Consider the following 23,231-nt stretch of genomic DNA (forward strand, 5'->3'; position numbering starts at 1 on the left):
GAAGTGTGTGGGGTGACCACATCGGTTGGGGCCTGGGCGCTGCTTAGGGTCGAGACATGACCTCGCCCAGCCCCCACCCGGGAACCCCAGCCTCCGCACTCGACCACGGTGGCCGTACCGCGCTCGTCACCGGTGCCGCCGGCGGTATCGGCCGTGCCTGCGCGCTGCGGCTCGCCGCCGCCGGGGCCAAGGTGAAAGCGGTCGACCGGGACGCCGCGGGTCTGAACACGCTCGCCGACCTGGCCCAGGGCCTCGCAGGCACCGTCGAGCCGCACGTCCTCGACCTCACCGACCTCGACGCGGCGGAGCAGGCCGCCGAGGGCACCGACATCCTCGTGAACAACGCCGGGCTGCAACTGGTCCGCCCCATCGAGGAGTTCCCGCCCGACGTCTTCCACACCGTGCTCACCGTGATGCTGGAGGCACCGTTCCGGCTCATCCGCGGCGCGCTGCCTCATATGTACGGGCAGGGGTGGGGCCGCATCGTCAATGTGTCGTCCGTCCATGGACTGCGCGCATCGGCGTTCAAGTCGGCGTATGTAGCCGCAAAACATGGCCTGGAAGGGCTCTCCAAGACCGCCGCCCTGGAAGGCGCCCCCCATGGGGTCACCTCGAACTGTGTGAACCCCGCCTATGTGCGTACCCCCCTGGTCGAGAAGCAGCTCGCCGACCAGGCAGCCGCGCACGGGATCCCGGAGGAGCGGGTACTCGCCGAAGTACTGCTCCAGGACAGCGCGGTCAAGCGCCTCATCGAACCGGAGGAGGTCGCCGAGGCGGTCGCGTATCTGTGCGGTCCGCAGGCGTCGTTCATCACCGGCACCTCGTTGGCGCTGGACGGCGGCTGGACCGCTCACTGAGCGGGTGCGACGGGTGCCTATCGTGAGTTATCCACAGGCCGGCGGCGCCGATCCGCCGATGGGTGATCCTGGGAGCATGTCCCGCGATCACACGCAGTCCGCCGAGCCCGCCGCCGACAGCGCCGAGGCGCCGTTTCTGGAGCTGCTGGCCAGAGGCGCGTCCGCCGACGCGTACGAGCAGCCCGTACTGCTCGCCCGCGCCGAGGGCCGCCCGCCCGAGCGCGTCGCCGCCCTCGAACAGGCAAAACTGCTCGCGCTGCGCGTGCGCTCGGAGATAGAGGGACGGCGCCGCCGCGAGGCGGAGCTCTCCGCGCTCTTCGAGACCGCCCACGATCTGGCGGGCCTGCGCGATCTCGACGCCGTGCTGCAGGCGATCGTGCAGCGGGCCCGGTCACTGCTCGGCACCGACGTCGCGTATCTCAGCCTGAACGACGAGGGCAGGGGCGACACCTATATGAGAGTCACCGAGGGCTCCGTCGCCGCGCGCTTCCAGCAGTTGCGGCTCGGCATGGGCGAAGGGCTCGGCGGGCTCGTCGCGCAGACAGCCCGCCCCTATGTCACCGACGACTACTTCAAGGACGAGCGGTTCCAGCACACCCGGACCATCGACGCGGGCGTACGGGACGAAGGCCTGGTCGCGATCCTCGGTGTGCCTCTCATGATCGGGCCCCAGGTCATCGGCGTGCTGTTCGCCGCGGACCGCCGCGCACGGGTCTTCGAGCGGGAGCAGATCGCCCTCCTCGGTTCGTTCGCGGCCCTCGCCGCCGCGGCCATCGACACGGCGAACTGGCTCACGGAGACCCGCTCGGCCCTCGACCGGCTGGGCCGCGCCAACGAGATCATCCGCGACCGCAGCGGAGTGATCGAGCGCGCGTCCGACGTCCACGACCGGCTCGCCGAACTCGTGCTGCGCGGCGGCGGAGTCCATGACGTGGCCGCCGCGGTGTCCGAAGTCCTCGACGGCACCGTCGAGTTCACCGAGTCCGGTGCCGCACCCGCCGCCGCCCTGGAGACATCCCGGGCCGAGGGTCACGCGGTGCGACACGGGTACGACTGGGTCGCCGCCGTGGCGGCCGGAGGCGAGCTGCTCGGCGCCCTGGTGCTGCGCGGCCATCCGGGACTCGACCCCGTCGACCAACGCACCCTGGAACGCGCCGCGATGGTCACTTCACTCCTGCTGCTCGCAAGACGCTCGGCCTCGGAGGCCGAACAGCGCGTCCGCGGCGAGCTGTTGGACGACCTCCTGGACGCCCGCGACCGCGACCCGCGCCTGTTGCGCGAGCGTGCCGCCCGACTGCGCGCCGATCTCGACGGCACCCATGTGGTGCTGGCCGCCCGGCTCGAGGCACCGGCCGCCGACGCCGACCAGGAGGCGGCCGCCCGCAGACGCCTGTGGTCCGCCGCCTCCCATCTGGCCACCACCCGGCACGGACTCGCCGCGGCCCGCGACGGCGGCACCGTCCTGCTGCTGCCCCTCCGCCCCGGCGACACCGCGACGGACCTGGCCCGTCGCACGGCCAAGCACCTGGGCACCGCCGTGCACGAGAAGGTCACCGTCGGCGCCTCCGCGCCCGTCGAGCAGCTCGTCCAGCAACTCGCCGCCCGCCCGGGTGCCGTGGCCGCGGCCTATGCAGAGGGACAGCGCTGCCTGGACGCTCTGCGCCTGCTCGGCCGTGCCGGAGACGGCGCCGCCGCCGAGGACTTCGGGTTCCTGGGGCTGCTGCTCGCCGGCGACCGCGACATCTCCGGCTTCGTCGACCGCACCGTCGGCCAGGTCGTCGCGTACGACGAACGACGCGGTACCGACCTGCTGCGCACCCTCGACGCGTACTTCGCGTGCGGCATGAGTCCGGCACGGACCAAGGACGACCTGCATGTGCACGTGAACACGGTCGCGCAGCGGCTGGAGCGCGTGGGCCGGCTGCTCGGGGACGACTGGCAGAGCCCGGCCCGCGCCCTGGAGATCCAACTCGCCCTGCGACTGCACCGGTTGTCGTCCACCGCACCACACTGAGCCGCACGGCCTCGACCCCCGCACGCACATGGGCGACGGGGGTCGGTTCGGACGGGGATCACGCCGTACGCGCGTCAACTGCCGGGGCCGTCGTCGGCAACTCCGCGGCGGAGGGCTCCACGTCCGTCAGATCGCGGTGCCGCGTCTCCTTGGCAACTCCCACCGCGATCAGTGTCACCACGACCGCCCCGATCACGTACAGGGAGATCGGGGTGGAGCTGCCGTAGTCGGACAGCAGCGCGGTCGCGATGAGGGGTGCGGGCGCGCCCGCCGCGACAGAGGCGAACTGGGCGCCGATGGAGGCGCCGGAGTAGCGCATCCGCGTCGCGAACATCTCGGAGAAGAAGGCGGCCTGGGGTGCGTACATGGCGCCGTGCAGCACCAGGCCCACGGTGACGGCGAGGACCATGTTCCCGAAACCGCCGGTGTCGATGAGGGAGAAGAACGGGAACATCCACAGGCCGATGCCCGCGGCGCCCAGCAGATAGACGGGCCTGCGGCCGACCCGGTCCGAGAGAGCGCCCCAGGCGGGGATGACCGCGAAGTGCACGGCGGACGCGATGAGTACGGCGTTGAGGGCCGTCTGCTTGGACACGCCGGCCGACGTGGTGGCGTACACGAGGATGAAGGCGGTGATCACGTAGTAGCTGATGTTCTCCGCCATGCGGGCGCCCATCGCGACCAGCACATCACGCCAGTGATGACGCAGCACGGAGACCAGCGGCAGTTTCTCCACGTCGGCCGGCTGCTCCGCCCTGCGAGCCTGGGCCTGTGCCAACGCCTGCTTGAAAACGGGGGATTCATCGACAGACAGACGTATCCACAAACCGACGATCACCAGGACGCCGGAGAGCAGGAACGGAATGCGCCAGCCCCAGGAGACGAAGGCGGCGTCCGACAGCGTGGCGGTCAGCAGCGAGAGCACGCCGGTCGCCAGAAGCTGTCCGGCGGGCGCCCCCGTCTGCGGCCATGAGGCCCAGAATCCGCGCCGTTTCGCGTCACCGTGCTCGGACACCAGCAGCACGGCGCCGCCCCACTCCCCGCCGAGCGCGAAGCCCTGCACCAGCCGCAGAACGGTGAGCAGCACCGGCGCCGCCGCGCCGATGGTCGCGTGCGTGGGCAGCAGGCCGATCGCGAAGGTGGCCCCGCCCATCAGCAACAGGCTCAGCACCAGCAGCTTCTTACGGCCGAGCCGGTCGCCGAAGTGCCCGAAGACAAGCGCGCCCAGCGGCCGGGCCGCGAACCCCACGGCGTACGTCAGGAAGGACAGCAATGTGCCGACGAGCGGATCGGAGCCGGGGAAGAACAGCTTGTTGAAGACGAGCGCGGCTGCCGAGCCGTAGAGGAAGAAGTCGTACCACTCGATGGTGGTGCCGATCAGGCTCGCGGCGACGATGCGCTTGAGACTGGCCGGTGGTGGGGGAGCGGTTGCTGTGGAGGCCATGTGCACCACTTCCAGGCGTTGGGCGGGGACGTGTACGTACCGGCACAACGTAGAAAGCAGCACGTCAACGGCACATGTGGTGGGACAACATAGTTCCGGGGCCGAGTGTGCGTGTTTCACCCACGTCCGCGTCGCGCAACGCGAACGTGAGCCGGTTGCTCAAGCGGAACGCCTTGCCCATGCGTAGGCGCGCAGGGTGTTGACCATGAGCATGGCGATCGTCATGGGGCCGACTCCGCCCGGTACGGGGGTGATGCGGGCGGCGATGTCGTGGAGTTCGCTCGCGCGTACGTCGCCGGTGAGTCCGGAGTCGGTCTTGTGGATGCCGACGTCGATGATCGTGGCCCCGGGTTTGACGTGCTCGGGGCCGATGAGCCCGGGGACGCCGGCGGCGACGACGAGGATGTCGGCGGCGCGGGTCACGGCGGCGAGGTCGGTCGTGTGCCGGTGGGCGACGACGACCGTGGCGTCACGCTGGAGAAGTAGTTGGGCCATCGGGCGGCCGACGAGTTCGGAGCGTCCGACCACAACCGCGTGAGCGCCCTTGATCGCGACCCCTTCCGCGTCGAGAAGCTCGATCACCCCGCTGGGGGTGCACGGGCGGAGACCGTACTCGCCGCGGGCCAGCAGGCCGGCGCTCAAGGTGGTCAGACCGTCGACGTCCTTGCCCACCGGAATGCGGTTGATCAACGCGGAGGCGTCGAGCCCCTGGGGCAGGGGGAGTTGAAGCAGGATGCCTGAGACGTCCGGGTCTGCTGCCAGCTCGTCGATCACCGCGGCGACCTCGTCCTGTGTGGAGTGCCGGGGCAACGACTTGTGGAAGTCCCGCATCCCCGCTTCCCGGATCGCGCGTCGCTTGTTGGCGACGTACACGGCGCTGGCGGGATCGTTGCCGACGAGGACGGTCGCCAGGCCCGGCACGCCGCCGTCGGTGACGACAGCGACCTCCTCGGCGACTCTCGACCGGATCTCCTGGGCGATCTTCTTGCCGTCGATCTTTGTTGTCATTGCGGTGCAGTCACCTTCTGTTCGGGCTCCGGCATGCCGGTCAGGCGAAGACGATGGTGTGGTTGCCGTGGCGGATGACCCGGTCCTGGCTGTGCCACTCCACCGCGCGCGAGAGCACGGCACGTTCCACGTCGGCGCCGCGGCGCTGGAGGTCGGCGGCGGTCTCGGCATGGGTGACGCGGACGACGTCCTGCTCGATGATCGGCCCCTCGTCGAGGTCCTCGGTGACGTAATGGGCCGTCGCGCCGATGAGTTTGACGCCGCGCTCCTTCGCCTTGGCGTAGGGCCCGGCACCGATGAAGGCGGGCAGGAACGAGTGGTGGATGTTGATGATCGGCACGCCGACCTGCTCGATGAAGTCTCCCGAGATGATCTGCATGTAGCGGGCGAGGACGATGAAGTCGACGTTGCCCCGCAGCAGTCGCAGGTGCTCGGCCTCGGCGGCGGACTTGTCAGGGCCCATCGACGGCACATGGAAGAAGGGGATGCCGAAACCCCGCACCTCTTCCGCCGTGTCGGGATGGTTGGAGATCACCATCGAGACGTTGACGGGGAGTTGGCCGCGCCGGTGGCGCCACAGCAGGTCGAGCAGACAGTGGTCGGACTTCGAGGCGAAGATGGCGACGCGTTTGGGCACCGACAGGTCCCGGAGCGTGAACTCCAGCTCGAAATCGCCGGGAAGCCGTTCCTGCAGGTCGTGCTCGATGGCGGGCAGTACCGCCTGCAGGTTGTCGAGACTGAAAACGGTGCGCTGGAAGAAGGCACCGCCCTGCGGGTTGTCGGAGTACTGGTCGAGGGAGACGATGTTCGCGCCGTGGCGGCTGAGCAACGCACCGACGGCGGCGACGATGCCCGTCCGGTCCCTGCCCTTGACGATCAGCGAAGCGTGGTGGGGAACGGGCTTGCGCGTGATGGCGCGCGCCGACGTCTCCTGCGTGAGTGTCACGTCAGTTCTCCTTGTTGCGGAAGTCGGCCTTGCGGAAGTCGGCGACCCACTCGGAGGTGGTCTTCAGACCGCCGAACGTGTAGAAGTGCAGCTTGAGTTCGCCATGCCGGCGGATGTCGTAGTTCTCGGCCAGGGCCCGGAGGAACCGGTCGGGGCCCGCTGTGCCCATCAAGTTGGTGATCGAGAACCCGTACTTCTTCGCGATCCCCGCGCTCGCCCCGACGCCGAAACGGGCGGCATAGGTCATCAGGCGTCTGACTCCGGCAGGTCCGGGCACGCCGATCCGGACGGGCAGGTCGATGCCCCGGGTGCGAAGGGACTCGACCCAGGTGAGGACGGGGTCCACGTCGAAGCCGAACTGCGTGATGACGTTGCCGGGCAGCCGCTGTTCCCTGAAGGCGGCGGCCTTGCCTTCGATGGCCGACCAGAGCGCCGGGCCCGTTATGGCGGGGTGGCCCTCGGGGTAGCCGCTGACGCCTACATGCTGGACGCCGTACTTCTGGAGCAGTCCGCCACGGATCACGGCGAGGGAGTCGTCGTACGGGCCTTGGGGCTTGGCGGGGTCGCCGCCGACGACGAAGACGTTGTCGGCGGTGCCGTCCGCCTGGAGTGCGGCCAGGAACTCTTCCAGTGCTGTCTGTGAGGGCAGACGGCGGGCCGAGATGTGCGGTACGGGGACGAACCCGAGCCGCTTGACGGCCCTCGCGGCGTCCAGCCGCATGCCCAGATCCTCGTTGCCGAGGAACGTCACGTTGATACGGGTGCCGGGCGGGATCGTGTCGCGGGCCTCTTCCAGCTTCGCGATGTCCTTGCCTGTCATCTCAAGGGAGAAGTCCTCCAGCAGAGAGGCAACGGCCGACACTGAGGCCGTGGAGACGGAATCCATGGTGCTCCTTGTTCACATCGTTCTCCGTGCTGCGTGTGTTCTCCGAGAGGCTCGGGTGAGGGCGCATGGGCCCGTCGCGCCGGCCCATGAGGGGCGCGGCCCGTAGCTCGCTCTCGGGTGTTCCGTTCAGGCGTTGCGGCCGTAGGGCGCCTTGATCCGACAGTCGACAGAATGCGACTAAATCGATCTAGCGAGAAGCTTAACAGTGCCGACTAAATCGTTCTAGTGGTCGTTGTGAGTAATTGCGTTCAGGTTCGCGCCGGAAGCGAGGCCCAGCAGCCTGGCGGCCTTGAGTTCGGTCTCGCGCCATTCTCTGTCGGGGTCGGAGCCCCAGGTGATGCCGGCGCCGGTGCCGAACCGCAGCATTCCTGCCTGCCGGTCGGTCCAGAAGGTGCGGATGCCGACGGCGAGTTCCGCGGTGTGGTGGTCGGCGTCGACCCAGCCGATGGCTCCGCAGTAGGGGCCGCGGGGTGCCGTCTCCAGGGCGTCGATGATGTGCAGGGCGCTGGTTTTGGGGGCGCCGGTGACGGAGCCGGGCGGGAAGGCGGCGGCGAGGAGTTCGGGCCAGCCCGCGTCCTGGCGGAGTTGGCCGTGGACGGTGGAGACGAGGTGGACGAGGCCGGGGTGTTTCTCGATTGCGCACAGGTCGGGGACGGTCACACTGCCGGTGGCGCAGACCTTGCCGAGGTCGTTGCGGACCAGGTCCACGATCATCACGTTCTCGGCGTAGTCCTTGTCGAGGAGGTCGGCCTCGGTGCGTCCGGTGCCCTTGATGGGGCCGGATTCGACGGTCCGGCCGTCGCGGCGGAGGAAGAGTTCGGGGGAGGCGGTGGCTGTTTCGACGCCGTGGGCGGGCAGGCGGATCGTTCCGGCGTACGGTGCCGGGTTGCCGCGGGCGAGGAGGGCGGTGAGGGCGTCGACATCGGCGTCGGGGGCGATGGGTGCGGACAGGATGCGGCAGAGGTTGGCCTGGTAGACCTCGCCGGCTGCTATGTGCGCGCGGATGCGGCGTACGCCTGCGGTGTACGCGGCGTGGTCGAGTGATGACGTCCAGTCGCCGGTCGCGGGTCCCTGCCACTGTCCGGGGACCGGTGCGGGTACGGGTTCCTTGCGTATGTCGCGGAAGCGGGCGCAGACGAGGCGTCCCTCGAAGTCGGCGGAGACCGCCCAGAAGCCGGTGGAGTCCAGGGCGGAGGGGTCGCAGGTCACATCGAGGAGACCGGTCGCGAGGAGTCCACCGAAGCGGGCGAGAGGAGCGAGTCCACTCAAGTCGTGTTCCTCCGCGTTCCGTTGGTGCCTTCGCGTCTGTCGCCGCGGTGACTTGACTGCGTTGTGGCGTGGGACGCGAATGGTTGCGCGTGGAGACACTCGACCTGCTTGGCGGGTACGTCACTGGCGCCCGGGCGAACCCGAACCGCCTGACCGCCCGCGCGCGGCGGCCAGGCGCATATCCGGATGCCCGTTGCCGTCCGGGCGCGGTCTCCGACCGTTTGACTCCCCCGCCGCCACGGCCGCTGGGCAAGTCCGGTCGAAGCGGCCGGACTCAGGCGTTACGGCGGTACAGCGTGCGCGCGTGCTGGTTGAACGGTGCGGGCTGGACGGTGGCACGGATGCGCGGGAAGCCGAGGTCCGCGTCGGGGGCCGTCCCGGGTCCGGGGTGCTCGCCCCACACGACCGACACCTCGGTGCCCGGCTCGGCGTACTCCTTGTCGATCAGGGTGAGCGACAGAATCGTGCCCACCGGGTCCAGGCTGGCGGTCTGGCACGTCATGCCGACGAGTGCGGAGCCCGACTCCACCCGGTTGCGCGAGTAGCTGAGCACGAATCCGGGGTCGTCCCCCAAGGCCTTGCGCGCGTCGTCGGTGTTGAACATGAGCGTGACCTTTTTGCGCGAGACGTTGTCCTTGGCCTTCTGGAGGGCGTCACGGCCGATGAAATCGTGGTTGAACGAGATCATTTTTCCGTAGCCGAGCTCGTACGGGGAGCAGTAGTAGTCCTCGATGTTCTCCGAGAAGAAGCTGCCGCCCAGGGGCCGTTGCCCCTCCACGCCATACAGGGCGATGTGCTTGCGGTAGTCGAGCAGGTCCGGGTCGGTGTAGATGCCGGGCACCGGTGAGGGGATCCAGCCGCTCTCCACGCTCGGCGTGGCGTACGCGAACGCGCCCACCTGGACGAGGCCGAGCGGTTCGCCGGCCCGCAGCAGGGCTTCCTTGACCGCTTCGGCGTGCTGCCAGGGGCCGATGAACTCGTAACCGGCCTGTCCGGCCATGCCGTGGCGCAGGGCGTGGAAGTCCATGCCGTCCAGCGTCACGGGGGAGGAGTGGAAGAACTTGGTGGGGGGCAGCGGTCCGCCGAAGGCGCGCTCGACGAGATCGCTCGCCAGGGGCCCCTGGATCTGGTACCGGAAGAGCTTCGGGTCGGCGCCCTTGCGGAAGGCCGATGACGGGTCGGTGACGTAGGTGACGTCGTACCCGCCCTTCTCCCCGTGGTACTGCACCCAGTGCTGCGCGGCGGGTACGCCGCTGAGGGTGTACTTGTTCTCGCCGTCGCGGGACAGGATTCCGTCCGTGACGATGTTCCCGTCCTTCGTGACGGGGATGTACTGCTTGGCCTGTCCGACGGCGAAGTTCTCGAAGTTGTTCGCGCCCACGTCCGCGAGCAGACGAGTGGCGTCGGGTCCCTCGATGAACATGTCGAACATGTGGTGGGAGAGGTTGAGGATCGCGACGCTCTCGTGCCACGCGGCCTGTTCCTGACGCCAGCCGGTGTACTCGCGCTCGACGACCTCCGGGAGCCAGGGTGCGGCATTCGGCTTCCACAGCAGTTTGACGGGCGATCCCGCCTTGTCGATGCCGTCCTGAAGACTGGGGGCTGCCATGCGGCTCCTCTCATCACCGCCTGCCTGAGGCGACTCGGTGGATCGGTCCAACTGGCGCCGTAGGAACCAGCTGAATCGATCTACCTCAGTGGCAGGCGCAGTTAGCTAAATCGATCTAGTTGGACGCTAGCAGAGGGGTACGGCGTTGGCGAGAGTCGTGCAATGATCTCTCTGCAGGAACTCGACGGGGCTGGATCGGGCTGCGCGTCGGCCCCGGCCCGGCAGTGGTGCGGCACAGTGATCCGGAGCGTGGTGATGGCTGGTTCAGGGCGCGTGACGCTCAACGACGTGGCCGCGGCGAGCGGTGTGTCGCGGGCCACCGTGAGCTTCGTACTCAACGACGACCCCAACCAGACGATTTCGCCGGCCACGCGTGAGCGCGTACGACAGGCCGCGAGCGAACTCGGCTACGTCCCGCACGGGATCGCGAGGGCGCTGCGCGAGGGATCGTCCCGGATCGTTGTGCTCAACGTGGACTGGGGTCTTGAGGGCAACTACTCGCGCAGCTACGTCCGGGGTCTGGACGAGGAACTCGCCGCGCACGGCCACGTTCTGTTCGTCAGGCACGGGCACTCCGCGCCTGAGGCCACCCAGCAGGTGCTCGATAGCATCACGCCTCGCGCCGTACTCTGGTTCGCCGAGCCCTACTTGGCCGGTCACGAGCCCAGCGCCGAGGACTGGAAGAGCGGCTTCGCCGGGCATGCGGCCCTGCAGATCCGCTATCTCGCCGACCGGGGCCATACGAGCATGGCCATGGCACTGCCGGACGACGAATCCCCACTGACCGGCCTGCGGCTGCGCTTCGCCAACGAGACCGCGAGCACGCTGGGGCTCCCTGCGCTCACGCCCTTCGTCGTCCCGCGCCCGAGGGCCGCCGGTACCAAGGCCGTTGAGGCGTTCAGGGCCGCGCACGGCGACGTGACGGCGGTCGCCGCCTTCGACGACGACGTCGCCCTGCGCACCCTGACGGCGCTGCACGACCTCGGGCTGACGGCGCCTGACGACTGGGCCGTCATCGGATACGACGACACGGAGTACGGCGCCCTTGTCACACCGGCGCTCACCACTGTCCACATCGACGCCGAAGCCCACGGACGGCGCGCCGCGCGCGCGGCCCTCGGCCTCGACGCCGGGGACATCACCCAGGTGCCCGGGCGAGTGCTCGCCCGGGACTCGGCTTGAGGAGTACGACTGCTCGCTGACGGTTCGTCAGTGAGAAGCCCCTTTCTTCCCGCGCCTGACGCGAAGGCGGGATCCGTCACAGCTTGTTGACGTCGGTCCGGCGGTTGTCCGGCTTGAAGGGAAGCGCGGTGACCGTCGCCCGGATCTCGCGCTGTGGTGTTCCCGGTCTGCCCCAGAGCACGAGGACCTCCGTGCCGGGTGTCGCGGACGCGGGGTCGATCACGCAGAGGGAGATCGTGGCGCGCAGGTTCGGGCTCAGTGTCCTGCCGGTGGACACCCCGACCGGGTGACCGGAGATCAGGACCTGGTCGAAGCTCGGACCGCGGCGACGCGGGATCTCCATTTGTTCGGGTACTTCGCCGTCGCCCACGAGTGACGTCAAGACGCCCGCGACGTCCTGACTGTTCCACAGCAGACCGACCAACTCCCGCGCGGGAGCGCCCTTCGCGGCGTCCGCGGCCAGCGCGTCGCGGCCGAGGAAGTCACGGTCGGGGACGCCGTGACGGAAACCCCAGCCGAGTTCGCCCGGCTTGCGGAAGTAGTCGGTCACGCCGTTGACGGGGACGAAGCTGCCGCCGGGCGTCCCTCTCCGGAACTGCCTCGGTGCGCCCGGCGTCAGGATCGACGCCGGCAGGTAGTCGAGCCCGTTCGTCGCGATACCGGCCTCGATGTGCTGCACGGGCTGTGCCCGGAAGCCGAGTTGCCGGATGCCGAACCCCTGCCCGGTCGCCACGACCGCCGACCAGATCTCGTTGGCGTGCTCGGTCGACCCGTGCAGTTCGTACCCGAGTTCACCGGAGATCCCGGTACGCAGCACCCGCACCGGGATCCCGCCGACCTGCGACATCCTGCTGCGGCAGAAGCCGATGTCGCGCAGGCTCTCTCCCGTGAGCTTCTCGAGCGTGAACAGCGACGCCGGGCCCTGGATGCCGAAGATGAACTGATCGGGGCTGATGTCGGTCGCCGCCACGTCCCAGCCACCCTGGCCGAGTTGCCACAGCAGCCAGTCGCAGCTCCCGGCGGTGTAGACGAACTCCTGTCCGCCGACCCGGCACAGGACACCCTCGGAGGCGACCCAGCCGTTCTCGTCGAGCTGGACGTGGTGCTTGATCTGCCCCGTCTCGAAGCGCGACAGATCCCGCATGCCCAGCCAGCCGAGGAAGTCGAGAGCCTTCGGGCCGATGAGGCGCACCTTGTGGAGCGAGGTCCAGTCGCCGATGTAGCAGGACTCGACGTGGGCGGTGCTCTCCTCGCCCCACCCCGTGTACTCCTCCGGGAGCAGGATCTGCGCGAAGCGGCCGAAGGTGCCCCGTGTGTTGGCCGCGTCCTGGGCGGCGGCGGCCGGGCTGAACAGGGCCGGCCTCTCCGTGATGAACGGTGCCTCGTTCAGCCGGAGGGCCGCTTCGTATGTACTGCGCTGCTGCGCAAGCCTGTTCATTCCCAACTCCCACTCGACGGCGCTGTCGACTCTCTGGGGTCATCCCGTTGCTCACCGACGGGGCGCAACTAGAACGATTTAGCGAGACGCTAGCAGATGGTGCCCACCGCGGCGAGAGTCGTGCGGGACCGGTGTTGCGGCGCACTGTGCAAGCTATGAAGAACACCGGTGCAGGAGGCCTCCGCTAGAGTCGGCACGTCCCCGGTCAGACACTCTGCCGCGGGTGGTTTCGCGCTGGGGGATGACGGCACGATGGGGTTCGAACGACTGGAACTGTCCGGCTACGAGATCCAGGAGGTCCTGGGTCAGGGCGGTTTCGCCACGGTGTACCGGGCGTCCCAACTTGCCGTGGGCCGCGAGGTGGCGCTCAAGGTCGACAGCAGAATGCTGGCCTCGCCCCGGGACCGGCAGCGCTTCATGCGGGAGGTCACCGCGGCCGGCCAGTTGTCCGGGCACCCGCATGTGGTGCCCGTGTACGACGCGGGGGTACTCGGCGACAACCGCCCGTACATGGTGCTGGAGTTGTGTCCCGGCGGCTCGCTGGGCGACCGGCTGCACCGCTACGGACCGCTGTCCGTCAAGGAGGCCTGCGACATCGGCGTGGGCATAGCCGACGCGGTGGCCGCGGCCCATGCCGCCGGGGTGCTCCACCGCGACATCAAACCGGGCAACATCATGATCAACCGGTACGGCGGGGTCGCCCTCACCGACTTCGGACTGGCCGCCATGCCCCGGCCCGACCGGGAACTCTCGGTCACCCGGGAGGCGTTGACGCCGGCGTACGCGCCACCCGAGGCCTTCCACATGGCCGAACCGGCCCAGGCCGGCGATGTGTACTCACTCGCCGCGACGGTCTACGCCCTCCTCCTCGGCCGCCCTCCGCACTTCCCCGAGGACGGCAGTCAGCTCAGCCTCGCCGAGCTGATCGTGCGTCACACCTGGCCCTACCCCGACCTGCCCGGAGTGCCGCCCGGGCTCAACGAGGTCCTCAGACACGCCCTGGCGGTGGACCCGGCGTACCGGATCTCCGACGCCGGCGTGCTGCGTGACGCCCTGGCCGCCGTGAACACGGGCACCGTCCATCGGAGCGGGTTCGCGCAGACGCCCCCCGCGACGGCCACAGTCCCCGCCGGCCGGGACGCCGTGCCGTCGCACTACGCCCTGCAGGACTCCGTGCCCCCAACGGTGGCTCCCGGACTGTCGGATCGACCGGACGGGGAGGGACCGACGGCCACGGTGACGGAGTCGGGCGGCCCGAAGCCGAACAGAAACCGCCCCCGGCTGATCGCCGTGCTGGCGGCGGTGGCGGTCTCGGTGAGCGTGTCGGTCACTGTGATCAACTACCAGGGCGGGTCCTCGGGCCCCCCTGCGACCTCCCCGACCGCGACTCCGTCCACGGGCGCGAGCACCGCAGGGAACGCGGGTTTCGGTGGGGTGTCGACCAGCACGCAGAACTGCCCGGCCGCAGCGGTCGAGGGCCTGGGCGGCCGGTGTGTCACGACCCCCGAGTGCTGGAGCGGCATCACGGACATCTCGGGGACCATCACTGTCAGCCGCGAGGACTGCCAGGTGAAACACGTCTGGGAGACCTTCGCCATCGCCCCGCTGCCCGAAGACGGAATGACCAACAACGCCCGGGACTTGATCAAGCACCCCGACGTCCAGTTGCTGTGCTCGCAGGACGTCATGCTCGAGTCCAGGTCGGGCGAGGGCCGGGAGGTGACCGCGGAGTGGCGGGCCGACATAATTCCGCCGAGCGCCGAGCAGTGGGCGGACGGTCTGAGGATCTTCCGGTGTGTCGCCGCGGCGAGCACGGAGGACGGAGAAATCACCGGCAGCCGCTTCGGTGCGGAAGGTTGAACACCCTGAGTTTCCGATCGGCAGCCTAGGCTTCCACCCGGCCCCCAGCCCAAGGGCCTCGCACCGACCCCAGGAGCGCACAGCGTGTTCGACCCCGCACCGGAGTACCCGTACCCCGACAGTCACCGACCGGACGAGGCACCCGCACCGCACGCACTGCTGGAGCCCGTGCTCGGCCTGCTGGGTTTCTGGCACGGCCGGGGCCAGGGCGGGTACCCGACGCTGACCGGGGACTTCTCGTACGCGCAGGAGGTCACCTTCAGTCACGACGGCCGCCCCTTCCTGCACTACGAGGCCCGGGCCTGGCTGCTGGACGCCGATGGCGCGCCGCTGCGTCCGTCGGCCCGGGAGAGCGGCTGGTGGCGGCTTCAGCCCGACGGCCGGGTGGAGGCATTGATCACCCAGCCCACCGGCATCGCGGAAATCATGGTCGGGCGCGCGACCGGCAACACGGTCGACCTCTCCACCCACGAGGTGGCCGTCGCCCCCACCGCCAAGAAGGTCGGCGCCACGCGCCGCCGCTACACGCTGACCGACGACGGCACGCTCACGTTCGACCACGACCTCGAGGCGGTCGGTCAGCCGTTGCAGCACCATCTGTCGGCGCGGCTGCGGCGCCGGGGCTGACAAGGTCCACCCATCAGCGGGCCTTGCACGAGCCGGTGTGGGCTTGCGGGAATCCCCTACGGTGTCGCCGTGAGTAGTTCGAGGACGCGTCTGGTCTTGGAGCCCTGCTCGCAGTCCGCCGGGTCGACGCCGCGTCGGCGCAGACTGCTCTCCAGGGCGAGTTGGGCTATCTCCGCGCCCCCACGTCCGACACGGCGGGAGAGCTCGACGACGTCCAGGCGGGCTCCCGATGCGGAAGTCGCCACCCAGCGCTCGACGGCGAGCGGCATATGGGACCAGATGACGGAGGGCCACCAGCGCGCCTCTACCGGGCCCAGGACTGTCAGGTGGCCGAGCGGCACCGGACCGTTCGCGCAGTCGGCGAGAAAGCTCCGCTGGGCGTCGGTGAACAGGGCCTCCGGAGGACCGCCTTGGGCCAGGGCGCGTGCCACCGTACCTGCCGGGTGGCGGGCGTTGACGGACACGGAGAGCATCCGTCCCTCGCCGGACCAGTCCGATGTGAAGTCCAGCCGGTCGATTCCGGTGTCCCTCGGCGCGGCCCAGTCAGCGGTCAGCAGGGAGGGACGGCACGGGCGCAGCCGCACGGTGGTGTCGTCGGGCCGCGCCCGTGTCTCACGCAGGCGCAGGATGACGCCGGAGTCCAGCAGCGGAAGCCGGGCGGGACAGGCGTCGGACTGCTCGCAGAACCAGATGCGCCGGTCCAGGCCCCGCCCCAGGACCGCATCCCAGATCCCCGCGCGACGCGCCTGCTCCGGGGACACGGTCACCTTGAGCTCGACGACGTCCAGCCGGCCTTGAGCAACCACCAAGACGCCTCCTCCGGAGAGCACGCACCTCCCGACAGCTGACCGCGTGCTCTGGCCACCGCGCATCGGGGAAGTCCCCAACTTCCGTGCGGGACAAGCGCATCCGCCGGATGGCGTAGAGCGGGATGAACGGCTGCCGGTGACTCCCGGTGACCGACGCGAGGGGAGCATTCTGGTCGGGCGCGCAGAGCCGCGGCGGTGGCGCGCATACGGGGGAATCATGAACGAGCCGACGCTGCGAGGTGGTCTCCGCGAAGAGTGGGTCGCGGACGGCTACGGGGTGCGGGTACCGGTCGGGCGCGAACGGGAGTGTGCGCTGCTGGACGGGTTGCTGGATTCGCTGCCCGACCGGGGGGCCGCGCTGCTGCTGCGGGGTGACCCCGGCATCGGGAAGACCAACATGCTCGACTATGTCGCCTGGCGGGCACACGGCAGGAACCTGCCTGAACGCGGGGGCGGGGCAGGGGCCGTACGGGCTCAGCCTGAGCGCTGGACCGAGTCGGAGCCGGCACGGGCCCGGCCTGAGCGCGGGATCGAGTCGGAGCCGGTACGGACCCAGCCCGCGTGCGGGGCCGTGTCGCAGGCGATACGGGTCCTGCGGACGCGCGGGGTCGAGTCGGAGGCGGTGCTGCCCTACACCGTGCTCGCCGACCTCCTGCTGCCGCTGCGGTCGCACTTCGCCGAACTGCCGTCGACCCAGCGCAGAGCGCTGGAGACGTGCTTCGCGCTGATGGAGGCCGATGAGCCGAATCCGTACGCCGTGTGCGTCGGGACGCTGGGTGTGCTCGCCGCCGCGGGGGAGGCCGAGCCGCTGGTGCTTCTCGTGGACGACCTGCACTGGTCGGACCCTTCGTCGAGACGGGCCCTGCAGTTCGTCGCACGCCGTCTCGCCACCGAGCGAGTGGCCCTGGTGATGGCCGCACGGCCGGCTTCCGATGACGACGTCACCTGGGAGGACGTGCCCAGGCTGACCATCGCGCCCCTGGAGGAGGACGACTGCCTGCGATTGCTGGAGCGTGGCGGAGTCGACCCCGAGGAGCCCGCGGTCACCCGCCTGGTCCGGCTCAGTTCGGGGAATCCGCTGGTCCTGGTGGAGTACGCGGCGGCCCTCGAGGACGCGAGGAAACGCGGCGACGAACTGGCGGACACGGCCTGGGAGATGCCGGGGCCGATGGTCGAACGGGCCTGGTGGGGGCGGATGCGGACCCTGTCACCTGAGACGCGCACCGCCCTCCTGTACGTCGCCGCCTGCCGTGTCCCCGAACTCGCCCTACTGGAAAGGGCGTTGGCGGTGAACGGGCTGTCACTCGGCACCCTCGACGAGGCCAAGGAGAGCGGGCTGATCCGTGTCCGGGAGCGCGGCTACGAACTGCGGCATCCGGTGCTCAGGCCTCTGGTGTTCAGGCACTGCTCGGTGGCCCAACGGCTGCGCGCGTACCGGACGTTGGCGGATCTCTCGGCCGGGGAGGTGAGGACGTGGTACCTCGCCTCTGCCGCGGCCGGTCCGGACGAGACGGTGGCCTCGGCGCTGGCGGACGCGGCCGAACGATCCCGTCGCCGCGGCGCGCTCGGTGCTGCGGCGCACGCCTGGCACCGCGCCGCGGAACTGTCGCCCTCGGCCGCCGACAGGGCGGAGCGTCTGCTCAACGCGGCGCGGGACGCCTTCTACGGAGGGGCCTCCCGCGATGCCGTCGACTGGTGCGAACAGGCCCTGCGCTGGAGCGAGGACGTACGGCTGACCGCCGACATCGAGCTGTTGCGCGGCCAGGCCTGCGGCTGGCTCGGCGATCCCGGCCGGGCCCACCGTTCCCTGGTGGCCGCGGCCGAGGCGGTGGAGCCGGTGGACCGCTTCCGGGCCTGCGCCCTGTACGGGGCGGCCACCCTGCCCGCGACGATGGACGGCCGGATCGGCCGGGCGGTGGACACCTCGGCGCGCGCCGCCGCCCTGGCCGACATCCTTGAGGAAGAGGCCGGTGCGGAGTCGAGTACGCGCTCGTCCCGGCACCTCTCCAACGTGATGCGGGGCTGTGCGCTGGCACTCGCCGGGAAGGTGCCCGAAGGCCGCGGCCTTTTGCTTGCCGGACGGGCGGCACTGCACGGCAACTGGCCTTTGGAGGAGCAGCAGTTGGCTGTGCAGATCGGCCAGGCGCTCTCCTGGGTGGACGAAAGGGAGGCGGCGACGGCGGTGCTCGACGCGGTCATCGACGGCGCCAGGCGCGACGGGGTTCCCGCCCTGCTGCCGTACGCCCTGGTCGGTCGGTGCGAGGCGATGTCGTGGAGTCGCTGGCCGATGGCCAGGGCCGCCGGGGCCGAAGCCCTGCGCTGGGCGCAGGAACTCGGGCACCGGGCGATGACCGGGTACGCGCTGCTCCTGCTGGCGCGGCTCGACGGGCTGCGTGGCGACCGGGCGGGCTGTGAGGACCGTATTACGGCCTACGAGCGGCACTGCGGCAAGGTGCGCGGCCTTGAACTCTTCGCCCAGGCGGCGCTGGGCTCGGCGGCGCTCACCGGAGGGGAGCCGCAGGCGGCTGCCGGGCACCTGGAACGAGCGCTGTCGCTCGCGGACGAGATGGGACTCGGCAACCCCAACCTGATGCCGTTCCTGACCGAGCTCGCCGAGGCGTACGTCCGCACCGGGGAGCGGGACAGCGCGGTCCGGCTCACGGGCTGGATCGAGGGGCTGGCCCGGTCCACGGGTCTCGCCTGGCCGGCGGCCGCCCACGCGCACTGCAGGATCATGCTCGCCTCGTCCGCGGACGAGGCGGAGGGATGGCTCAGGACCGCTGAACGCGTCCATGTGCGCGAGGAGATGACCTTCGAGCTGGCGCGGACCCAGCTGGTGTGCGGAGAGCTGCTGCGCCGTTTCCGGCGGCCCAAGGCGGCCAGGGGGCTGCTCCTCGCCTCCCAGCTGGCCTTCGCCGGCCTCGGCGCGAGCTCCTGGCGGTCCCGGGCGGCCGTGGAACTCGCCGCGGCCGGACACCGGGCCGCCGACACAAGGGCACCGGAACCGCGGATCGACAGGCTCACAGCCCAGGAACTGCAGGTGGCGCTGGCCGTCGGAGACGGGCTGAGCAACGGTGAGGCAGCCGCCGCCCTGTTCGTGTCGCGCAAGACCGTCGAGGCCCATCTGACGCGCGTCTACCGGAAACTCGGCGTGCGGTCGCGGTCCGAACTGGCCGGGTACCTGGTACACGCGGACGTGGTGCGCTGACCTGCGACGCGACTCCCGTGACCCTGGCCGGGGTCACGGGAGCGGTCCGGTCAACGGGAGTGGTCGACGGGGGAGTTCACGGGCGCAGTCCCCGCACCACCGCCCCGGCCACGTCCGGATGCGCCAGGTACTCGTCGATGTCGTGCGCCTGCTCGCGCGGGTTCGTGACGACGGACTCATGGATGTCGGTACCCCACCGGGGACGCAGCGGGCATCCGATCGTGACCGGGTCGGCCGGGCTCCAGACGTTGTCCCAGCGCCCCACCCGCTCCGGACGCCGCAGCTTCGGGGCGAGCAGCCGCTCGTACACGGTGTCCAGACCGAGCGGACTGCCGGCCGTGACGAGGAGCCGTACGTCGACCGCGGTGTCCAGCTGCGTCAGCAGATCCATGGCCACAACGGTTCCGAGGCTGTGCGCGACGATGGTCAGTCCGCCCGAGTCGGGCACGCTCTCGAGCACGGCGTCAAGGACCGCCTGCCGGGTCTCCCGGTTGTCGAGGTAGCGGGCTACATCGCCCAGGACGGCCGACACGAACAAGGCGTCCAGATCCGTGCGTGCGGCCAGCCAGGCCAACGAGCGTCGCAGCACGCCGGACGCGCCGCCCGGCAGGCTGAACCCCTCCTGTGCCGTGAGCAGTTCCTCCGGCATACCGGCCTTCACCGCGGCCTCCCGGACCAGTTGCTCGTAGAGCACCCGGGCCGTGGGGTCGACCGGCGGGGCGGCCGAGGCGTACCCGAGCGTCGACTCGTCACCGAGCAGCGCCTCGCGGCCCGACGTACCGGCGGTGCGATTGCCGTAGAACGGGAGCCATACGTCGACCGGATCCACCGTCGGCAGACCGGCGAGGGTGAGCCCCCGGTTGAGCCCTGCCGTCCAGGAGCGACGCATGCTCTCCGGATCCGCCTTCTCCTGGCCCCGCCCATGCAGGAACAGCAGGTTGTTGCGCCCCGCGAACGCTCCCGTTCGGCCCCTGAGCCCCCGGCGCAGCGGAGCGGCCGCGGCGGCTCCCGCCCGGAGTGCCTCGGTGGCGGGCACGGTTGTGGGGGCGGTGGCGGGGAGCAGGCTCAGGTCCCCGAGCACCTGCTCGCGTGCGGTCCCGGCCAGTGACGCACGCAGGCTCGCCACGATACGGCTGACCCGAGCGCCCTCGTTGGCGGCCCAGTCCACCAGGTCGTCCGGGTCGCCGGGCTGTACGAGGGTGCCGTCGCGCCGCAGTTCCCTGCCCTGGGCGTCCTTGCGGGGGACACCGGCATGGTGCAGCGCCACCACTTCCCACTGGTCGTTGAACACGGGCGAACCGGAGTTCCCGGGCTCGGTGTCCGTGTCGTACTGCAGGAAGTCGTCGAGCTGGACCCGCAGTTCGTTGCGGCGGATGGCGATCTCCTTGAGCCGGCCGCTCGGGTGCCCCACGATGTTGACGGACTCGCCGACCACCAGTTTCCCCTGCGCCTCGATGAGCCGGTTCCAGCCGAACTGCGAACCCGGCGGGCGCCCGTCGGCCCCCGCCGCGACGCGGACGAGGGAGAAGTCAAGACCTGCGTCGGTGATGGGACCGAAGTCCGCGACCAGCCGGTACAGGACCGGCTGCGCCGGGGCGTTGTCGATTCCGGTCTCGGCGGCGAACTCCACGACGACCTGTGCGGCCATGTCCGCGTCGGGCAGCACATGGTGATTGGTCATCAGCAGATCCGGGGAGACGAGGAACCCCGTTCCCAGCGGCAGAATGCGGCCGTTGTCGGACACCGAGATGCGGCCCACGGTCGCGGCGGCACGCGAGCCGCGCGAGAGGAAGTTGACCGCCTGGAGGTCCTTGGAGGCACCGATGATGCGTTCAAGGAGCCGCCGTCCCGGCCCTTCCTGCGAGACGAGGGACATCACCGTCTCCATGGGCAGCGCGCCCCCGCTGATCAGGTGTTCCGCGCGGGCCTGGAGCTGGGGTTCGGTATCCGGCAGGGACACCCCCTGCTCGGCCAGCCGCTCGGCTTCCTCACGTTGCGGGAGCGCGTCGGTGTATCGGTCGGCTGCCGCGTCGTCATGCTGCTGCCGGGCGGCCTGCACTCGCTCGTACATGTCCTCGTTGAAACCGTGGGTGTCCATGAGCACCATCCCGAAGGCGAGGCTGGGGAGAAAACGGGCTGCTCTCTGCTTAGCCCGGTCCTCCGCCGTACGGCATCGGGGAACTCCCCATGGAACGGCCGGTCGGCCCGCCGTTCGCCGGAGAAGCGCTCAGTTGTTCCAGCTCTCGTCGTACGGGTCGCGTGGGGCCGCGACCGGCTTGGCCTCGCCGACCTTGATGAAAGGGATGACACCGTCGTTCACCGGGTCCTTGGTCCGCTCGCTGGTGTAGGTACCGGTGACCTCGAGCCAGGAGTCGGGTTGCAGGACGGGGGGAATCCGTCCGGTCAGGCCGATCTTGACTGGTTGGGCGTCGGCGGCGCAGCAGTTGAGGGCCATGCGGACGAGGTAGGGGGTCCCGTCGTGGTCCAGGGCGACGAAGCCGGTGACCTTGACCTGGCGGTCGCCGAGGGTGCGCCCGTGGTCGTAGGCTGCGCGGCCGGCGTAGTCGACCAGACTGAGCGGAATCGGGTCGCCGGCGGGCAGGGCGGCGTAGCCGAAGGGGGCTTGCAAGGCCGTACCGGTGCGCATCGCGCTGTAGGAGCCCAGGGCGGGTGGCGCGACCAGGATGAGGGCGAGAAGGGGGAGAACCAGGAGCCAGGCGATGCGGGGTTCGCGGTGGGAGTGGCCGTGTTCCTCGTCGTCATGGTCCGGTTCGGGCGCGTGGCCGTGTTCCTCGTCGGCACGGTCCTTTTCGGGCGCGCGCCCCTGCCGCAGCTCGTACCACACGGTCGCGGCGGCGGTGACGATCAGAACGACGCCGGCTCCCAGCAGCAACGGGCGCAACCCGGCCTTGACGTACCGCAGATAGAGGTCGCTGGAGCCGGCCTTGAGAACCGCCGCGCCGACGAGAAACAGGACCGCGGCCTGCGCCTGCCGGTTCACAGCAGCACCGCCCCGACGAGGAGCGACATGAGGATCGCCAGGGTGAAGGTGGCGGGGGCGAACCGCAGCGCGAACCCGCGGCCGAAGGTGCCGACCTGCATGGCGAACAGCTTCAGGTCGATCATCGGCCCGACGACGAGGAACGCAAGGCGGGCGGTGAGCGAGAACTGGGTCAGCGAGGCGACCACGAACGCGTCGGCCTCGGAGCAGATCGAAAGGAGGACCGCGAGGACCGCCAGGGCGAGGACCGACACCAGGAAGTTGCCCGCCGCGGCTTGCAGCCAGCTCTCCGGTACGACGGCCTTGAGCGTGGCCGCGGCCATCGCGCCGACGACGAGGAAGCCGCCCGCGTGCATCACGTCGTGCCGTACGGACCCCCAGAACGCCGCACCCCTGCCGAGGCCGTCGTGCGCCGGGCGGGACGGTGGGCGCAGCCAGTCCGCGCGCCCCAGCCGCTGCCACAGCCAGCCCATCGCGCACGCCACGAGCAGGCTGGCCACGAACCGGGCGAGGACCATCTCCGGATTGCGCGGGAACGCGACGGCGGTGGCGGTCAGCACGATCGGGTTGATCGCCGGCGCGGACAGCAGGAACGCCAGCGCCGCCGCGGGTGTGACGCCCCGGCGCACCAGTGCCCCGGCCACCGGCACGGAGGCGCACTCACAGCCCGGCAGGACCGCCCCGGCCATCCCGGCGACCGGCACCGCGAGGGCGGGCCGGCTCGGCAGGGCGCGGGCGAAGAACGAGGGCGGGACGAACACCGCGATGACCGCCGACAGGAGCACACCGAGGACGAGGAACGGCAGGGCCTGGATGATCACCGCGACGAACACGGTCATCCAGCTCTGCATCACCGGCGCGGACAGCGCCTGCCGGATCGAACCCTGCAGCGTGACCAGCACAAGCAGCAGCATGGTCAGAACGAGGGGGGAGCTGAGGTGCCAGCCCCGCCGGCCCTGCCGATCGCCCGCGTCGCGGTGCTCGACCGGGGGCGGGACCGCCTTGGTGATGGTCACGGGTGAGGTACCTCCGGTAAGGAAGGGCTCGGTGGCTGAATGCCCCTCCACCTTCAG

The 23,231-nt window shown here is 70.3% G+C and carries 17 protein-coding genes; 6 read left to right on the plus strand and 11 right to left on the minus strand.

Translation table 11 applies throughout. The features are described 5' to 3' along the window. The first annotated feature begins 56 nt into the window (after positions 1-56). Together OG246_RS28905 and OG246_RS28910 are read left to right on the plus strand one after the other, a co-directional pair. A complete protein-coding gene (locus tag OG246_RS28905; RefSeq protein WP_266469756.1) occupies positions 57-857 on the plus strand; it encodes a 3-hydroxybutyrate dehydrogenase in 801 nt (266 codons plus the stop codon). A gap of 76 nt (positions 858-933) precedes the next feature. Next, entirely contained in the window at positions 934-2,871 is a 1,938-nt protein-coding gene (locus tag OG246_RS28910) for a GAF domain-containing protein (protein ID WP_266469759.1), read from the plus strand. Between the two features lie 58 nt (positions 2,872-2,929). Here the strand turns inward: OG246_RS28910 and OG246_RS28915 are convergent, their stop codons facing one another. The 6 genes from OG246_RS28915 to OG246_RS28940 form a co-directional block, all read right to left on the minus strand. After that, positions 2,930-4,315: an MFS transporter gene (locus OG246_RS28915; protein ID WP_266469761.1), complete on the minus strand. Its 1,386-nt coding sequence runs from the start codon at positions 4,313-4,315 to the stop codon at positions 2,930-2,932. 159 nt (positions 4,316-4,474) lie between these two features. Beyond that, positions 4,475-5,323, minus strand: coding sequence for a bifunctional methylenetetrahydrofolate dehydrogenase/methenyltetrahydrofolate cyclohydrolase FolD (folD, locus tag OG246_RS28920; RefSeq protein ID WP_266469763.1), 849 nt, complete (start codon positions 5,321-5,323; stop codon positions 4,475-4,477). A gap of 40 nt (positions 5,324-5,363) precedes the next feature. After that, positions 5,364-6,269 (minus strand): formyltetrahydrofolate deformylase, encoded by a 906-nt coding sequence (purU, locus tag OG246_RS28925; RefSeq protein ID WP_266469765.1) that lies wholly within the window; start codon positions 6,267-6,269, stop codon positions 5,364-5,366. 1 nt (position 6,270) lies between these two features. Next, a complete protein-coding gene (locus tag OG246_RS28930; RefSeq protein ID WP_266469767.1) occupies positions 6,271-7,155 on the minus strand; it encodes a methylenetetrahydrofolate reductase in 885 nt (294 codons plus the stop codon). 222 nt (positions 7,156-7,377) lie between these two features. Next, positions 7,378-8,424 (minus strand): chorismate-binding protein, encoded by a 1,047-nt coding sequence (locus tag OG246_RS28935; protein ID WP_266469769.1) that lies wholly within the window; start codon positions 8,422-8,424, stop codon positions 7,378-7,380. A gap of 274 nt (positions 8,425-8,698) precedes the next feature. Next, complete coding sequence (locus OG246_RS28940; RefSeq protein ID WP_266469771.1) at positions 8,699-10,033, minus strand: aminomethyl transferase family protein; 1,335 nt, start codon at positions 10,031-10,033, stop codon at positions 8,699-8,701. 162 nt (positions 10,034-10,195) lie between these two features. Between OG246_RS28940 and OG246_RS28945 the strand changes: the two genes are divergently transcribed. Then, positions 10,196-11,215 (plus strand): LacI family DNA-binding transcriptional regulator, encoded by a 1,020-nt coding sequence (locus OG246_RS28945; protein ID WP_266469773.1) that lies wholly within the window; start codon positions 10,196-10,198, stop codon positions 11,213-11,215. A gap of 76 nt (positions 11,216-11,291) precedes the next feature. Here OG246_RS28945 and OG246_RS28950 read toward each other — a convergent pair whose 3' ends face one another. After that, positions 11,292-12,653, minus strand: a complete 1,362-nt coding sequence (locus OG246_RS28950) for an aminomethyl transferase family protein (protein ID WP_266469775.1) — start codon at positions 12,651-12,653, stop codon at positions 11,292-11,294. Positions 12,654-12,905: 252 nt separating this feature from the next. On the opposite strand from OG246_RS28950, the gene OG246_RS28955 reads away from it, so the two are divergent. Continuing rightward, positions 12,906-14,513 carry a serine/threonine-protein kinase gene (locus OG246_RS28955; RefSeq protein ID WP_266469777.1) on the plus strand — a complete coding sequence of 536 codons (1,608 nt, stop codon included), beginning with the start codon at positions 12,906-12,908 and terminating at the stop codon, positions 14,511-14,513. Between the two features lie 84 nt (positions 14,514-14,597). Further along, the gene (locus OG246_RS28960; protein ID WP_266469779.1) at positions 14,598-15,140 is read left to right on the plus strand and encodes an FABP family protein; all 543 of its coding nucleotides are present in this window, start codon (positions 14,598-14,600) and stop codon (positions 15,138-15,140) included. Between the two features lie 56 nt (positions 15,141-15,196). On the opposite strand, the gene OG246_RS28965 is transcribed toward OG246_RS28960, so the two are convergent. Beyond that, on the minus strand, positions 15,197-15,949 hold the full coding sequence (locus OG246_RS28965; protein WP_266469781.1) for a hypothetical protein: 753 nt from the start codon (positions 15,947-15,949) through the stop codon (positions 15,197-15,199). A gap of 217 nt (positions 15,950-16,166) precedes the next feature. Here OG246_RS28965 and OG246_RS28970 point away from each other — a divergent pair, with 217 nt between their 5' ends. Further along, positions 16,167-19,157 carry a LuxR C-terminal-related transcriptional regulator gene (locus OG246_RS28970; protein ID WP_266469783.1) on the plus strand — a complete coding sequence of 997 codons (2,991 nt, stop codon included), beginning with the start codon at positions 16,167-16,169 and terminating at the stop codon, positions 19,155-19,157. 76 nt (positions 19,158-19,233) lie between these two features. Here OG246_RS28970 and OG246_RS28975 read toward each other — a convergent pair whose 3' ends face one another. The 3 genes from OG246_RS28975 to OG246_RS28985 form a co-directional block, all read right to left on the minus strand. Then, positions 19,234-21,255: a serine protease gene (locus tag OG246_RS28975; RefSeq protein ID WP_266469785.1), complete on the minus strand. Its 2,022-nt coding sequence runs from the start codon at positions 21,253-21,255 to the stop codon at positions 19,234-19,236. A gap of 129 nt (positions 21,256-21,384) precedes the next feature. Next, a complete protein-coding gene (locus OG246_RS28980) occupies positions 21,385-22,158 on the minus strand; it encodes a TIGR03943 family protein (protein WP_266469787.1) in 774 nt (257 codons plus the stop codon). Continuing rightward, complete coding sequence (locus tag OG246_RS28985) at positions 22,155-23,174, minus strand: permease (RefSeq protein ID WP_266469789.1); 1,020 nt, start codon at positions 23,172-23,174, stop codon at positions 22,155-22,157. The genes OG246_RS28980 and OG246_RS28985 overlap by 4 nt, the downstream gene beginning before the upstream one ends. Positions 23,175-23,231 lie beyond the last annotated feature (57 nt).

The organism is Streptomyces sp. NBC_00620, assembly GCF_026341825.1.
GTDB lineage: Bacteria > Actinomycetota > Actinomycetes > Streptomycetales > Streptomycetaceae > Streptomyces.

What these genes read in the sequence shown, in the direction of transcription:
- OG246_RS28930 (WP_266469767.1), bottom strand. Translation starts at nt 7,155, where the DNA reads ATGGATTCCGTCTCCACGGCCTCAGTGTCGGCCGTTGCCTCTCTGCTG.
- OG246_RS28940 (WP_266469771.1), bottom strand. Translation starts at nt 10,033, where the DNA reads ATGGCAGCCCCCAGTCTTCAGGACGGCATCGACAAGGCGGGATCGCCC.
- OG246_RS28970 (WP_266469783.1), top strand. Translation starts at nt 16,167, where the DNA reads ATGAACGAGCCGACGCTGCGAGGTGGTCTCCGCGAAGAGTGGGTCGCG.
- OG246_RS28910 (WP_266469759.1), top strand. Translation starts at nt 934, where the DNA reads ATGTCCCGCGATCACACGCAGTCCGCCGAGCCCGCCGCCGACAGCGCC.
- OG246_RS28905 (WP_266469756.1), top strand. Translation starts at nt 57, where the DNA reads ATGACCTCGCCCAGCCCCCACCCGGGAACCCCAGCCTCCGCACTCGAC.
- folD (WP_266469763.1), bottom strand. Translation starts at nt 5,323, where the DNA reads ATGACAACAAAGATCGACGGCAAGAAGATCGCCCAGGAGATCCGGTCG.
- OG246_RS28950 (WP_266469775.1), bottom strand. Translation starts at nt 12,653, where the DNA reads ATGAACAGGCTTGCGCAGCAGCGCAGTACATACGAAGCGGCCCTCCGG.
- OG246_RS28955 (WP_266469777.1), top strand. Translation starts at nt 12,906, where the DNA reads ATGGGGTTCGAACGACTGGAACTGTCCGGCTACGAGATCCAGGAGGTC.
- OG246_RS28975 (WP_266469785.1), bottom strand. Translation starts at nt 21,255, where the DNA reads ATGGACACCCACGGTTTCAACGAGGACATGTACGAGCGAGTGCAGGCC.
- OG246_RS28945 (WP_266469773.1), top strand. Translation starts at nt 10,196, where the DNA reads ATGATCTCTCTGCAGGAACTCGACGGGGCTGGATCGGGCTGCGCGTCG.
- OG246_RS28915 (WP_266469761.1), bottom strand. Translation starts at nt 4,315, where the DNA reads ATGGCCTCCACAGCAACCGCTCCCCCACCACCGGCCAGTCTCAAGCGC.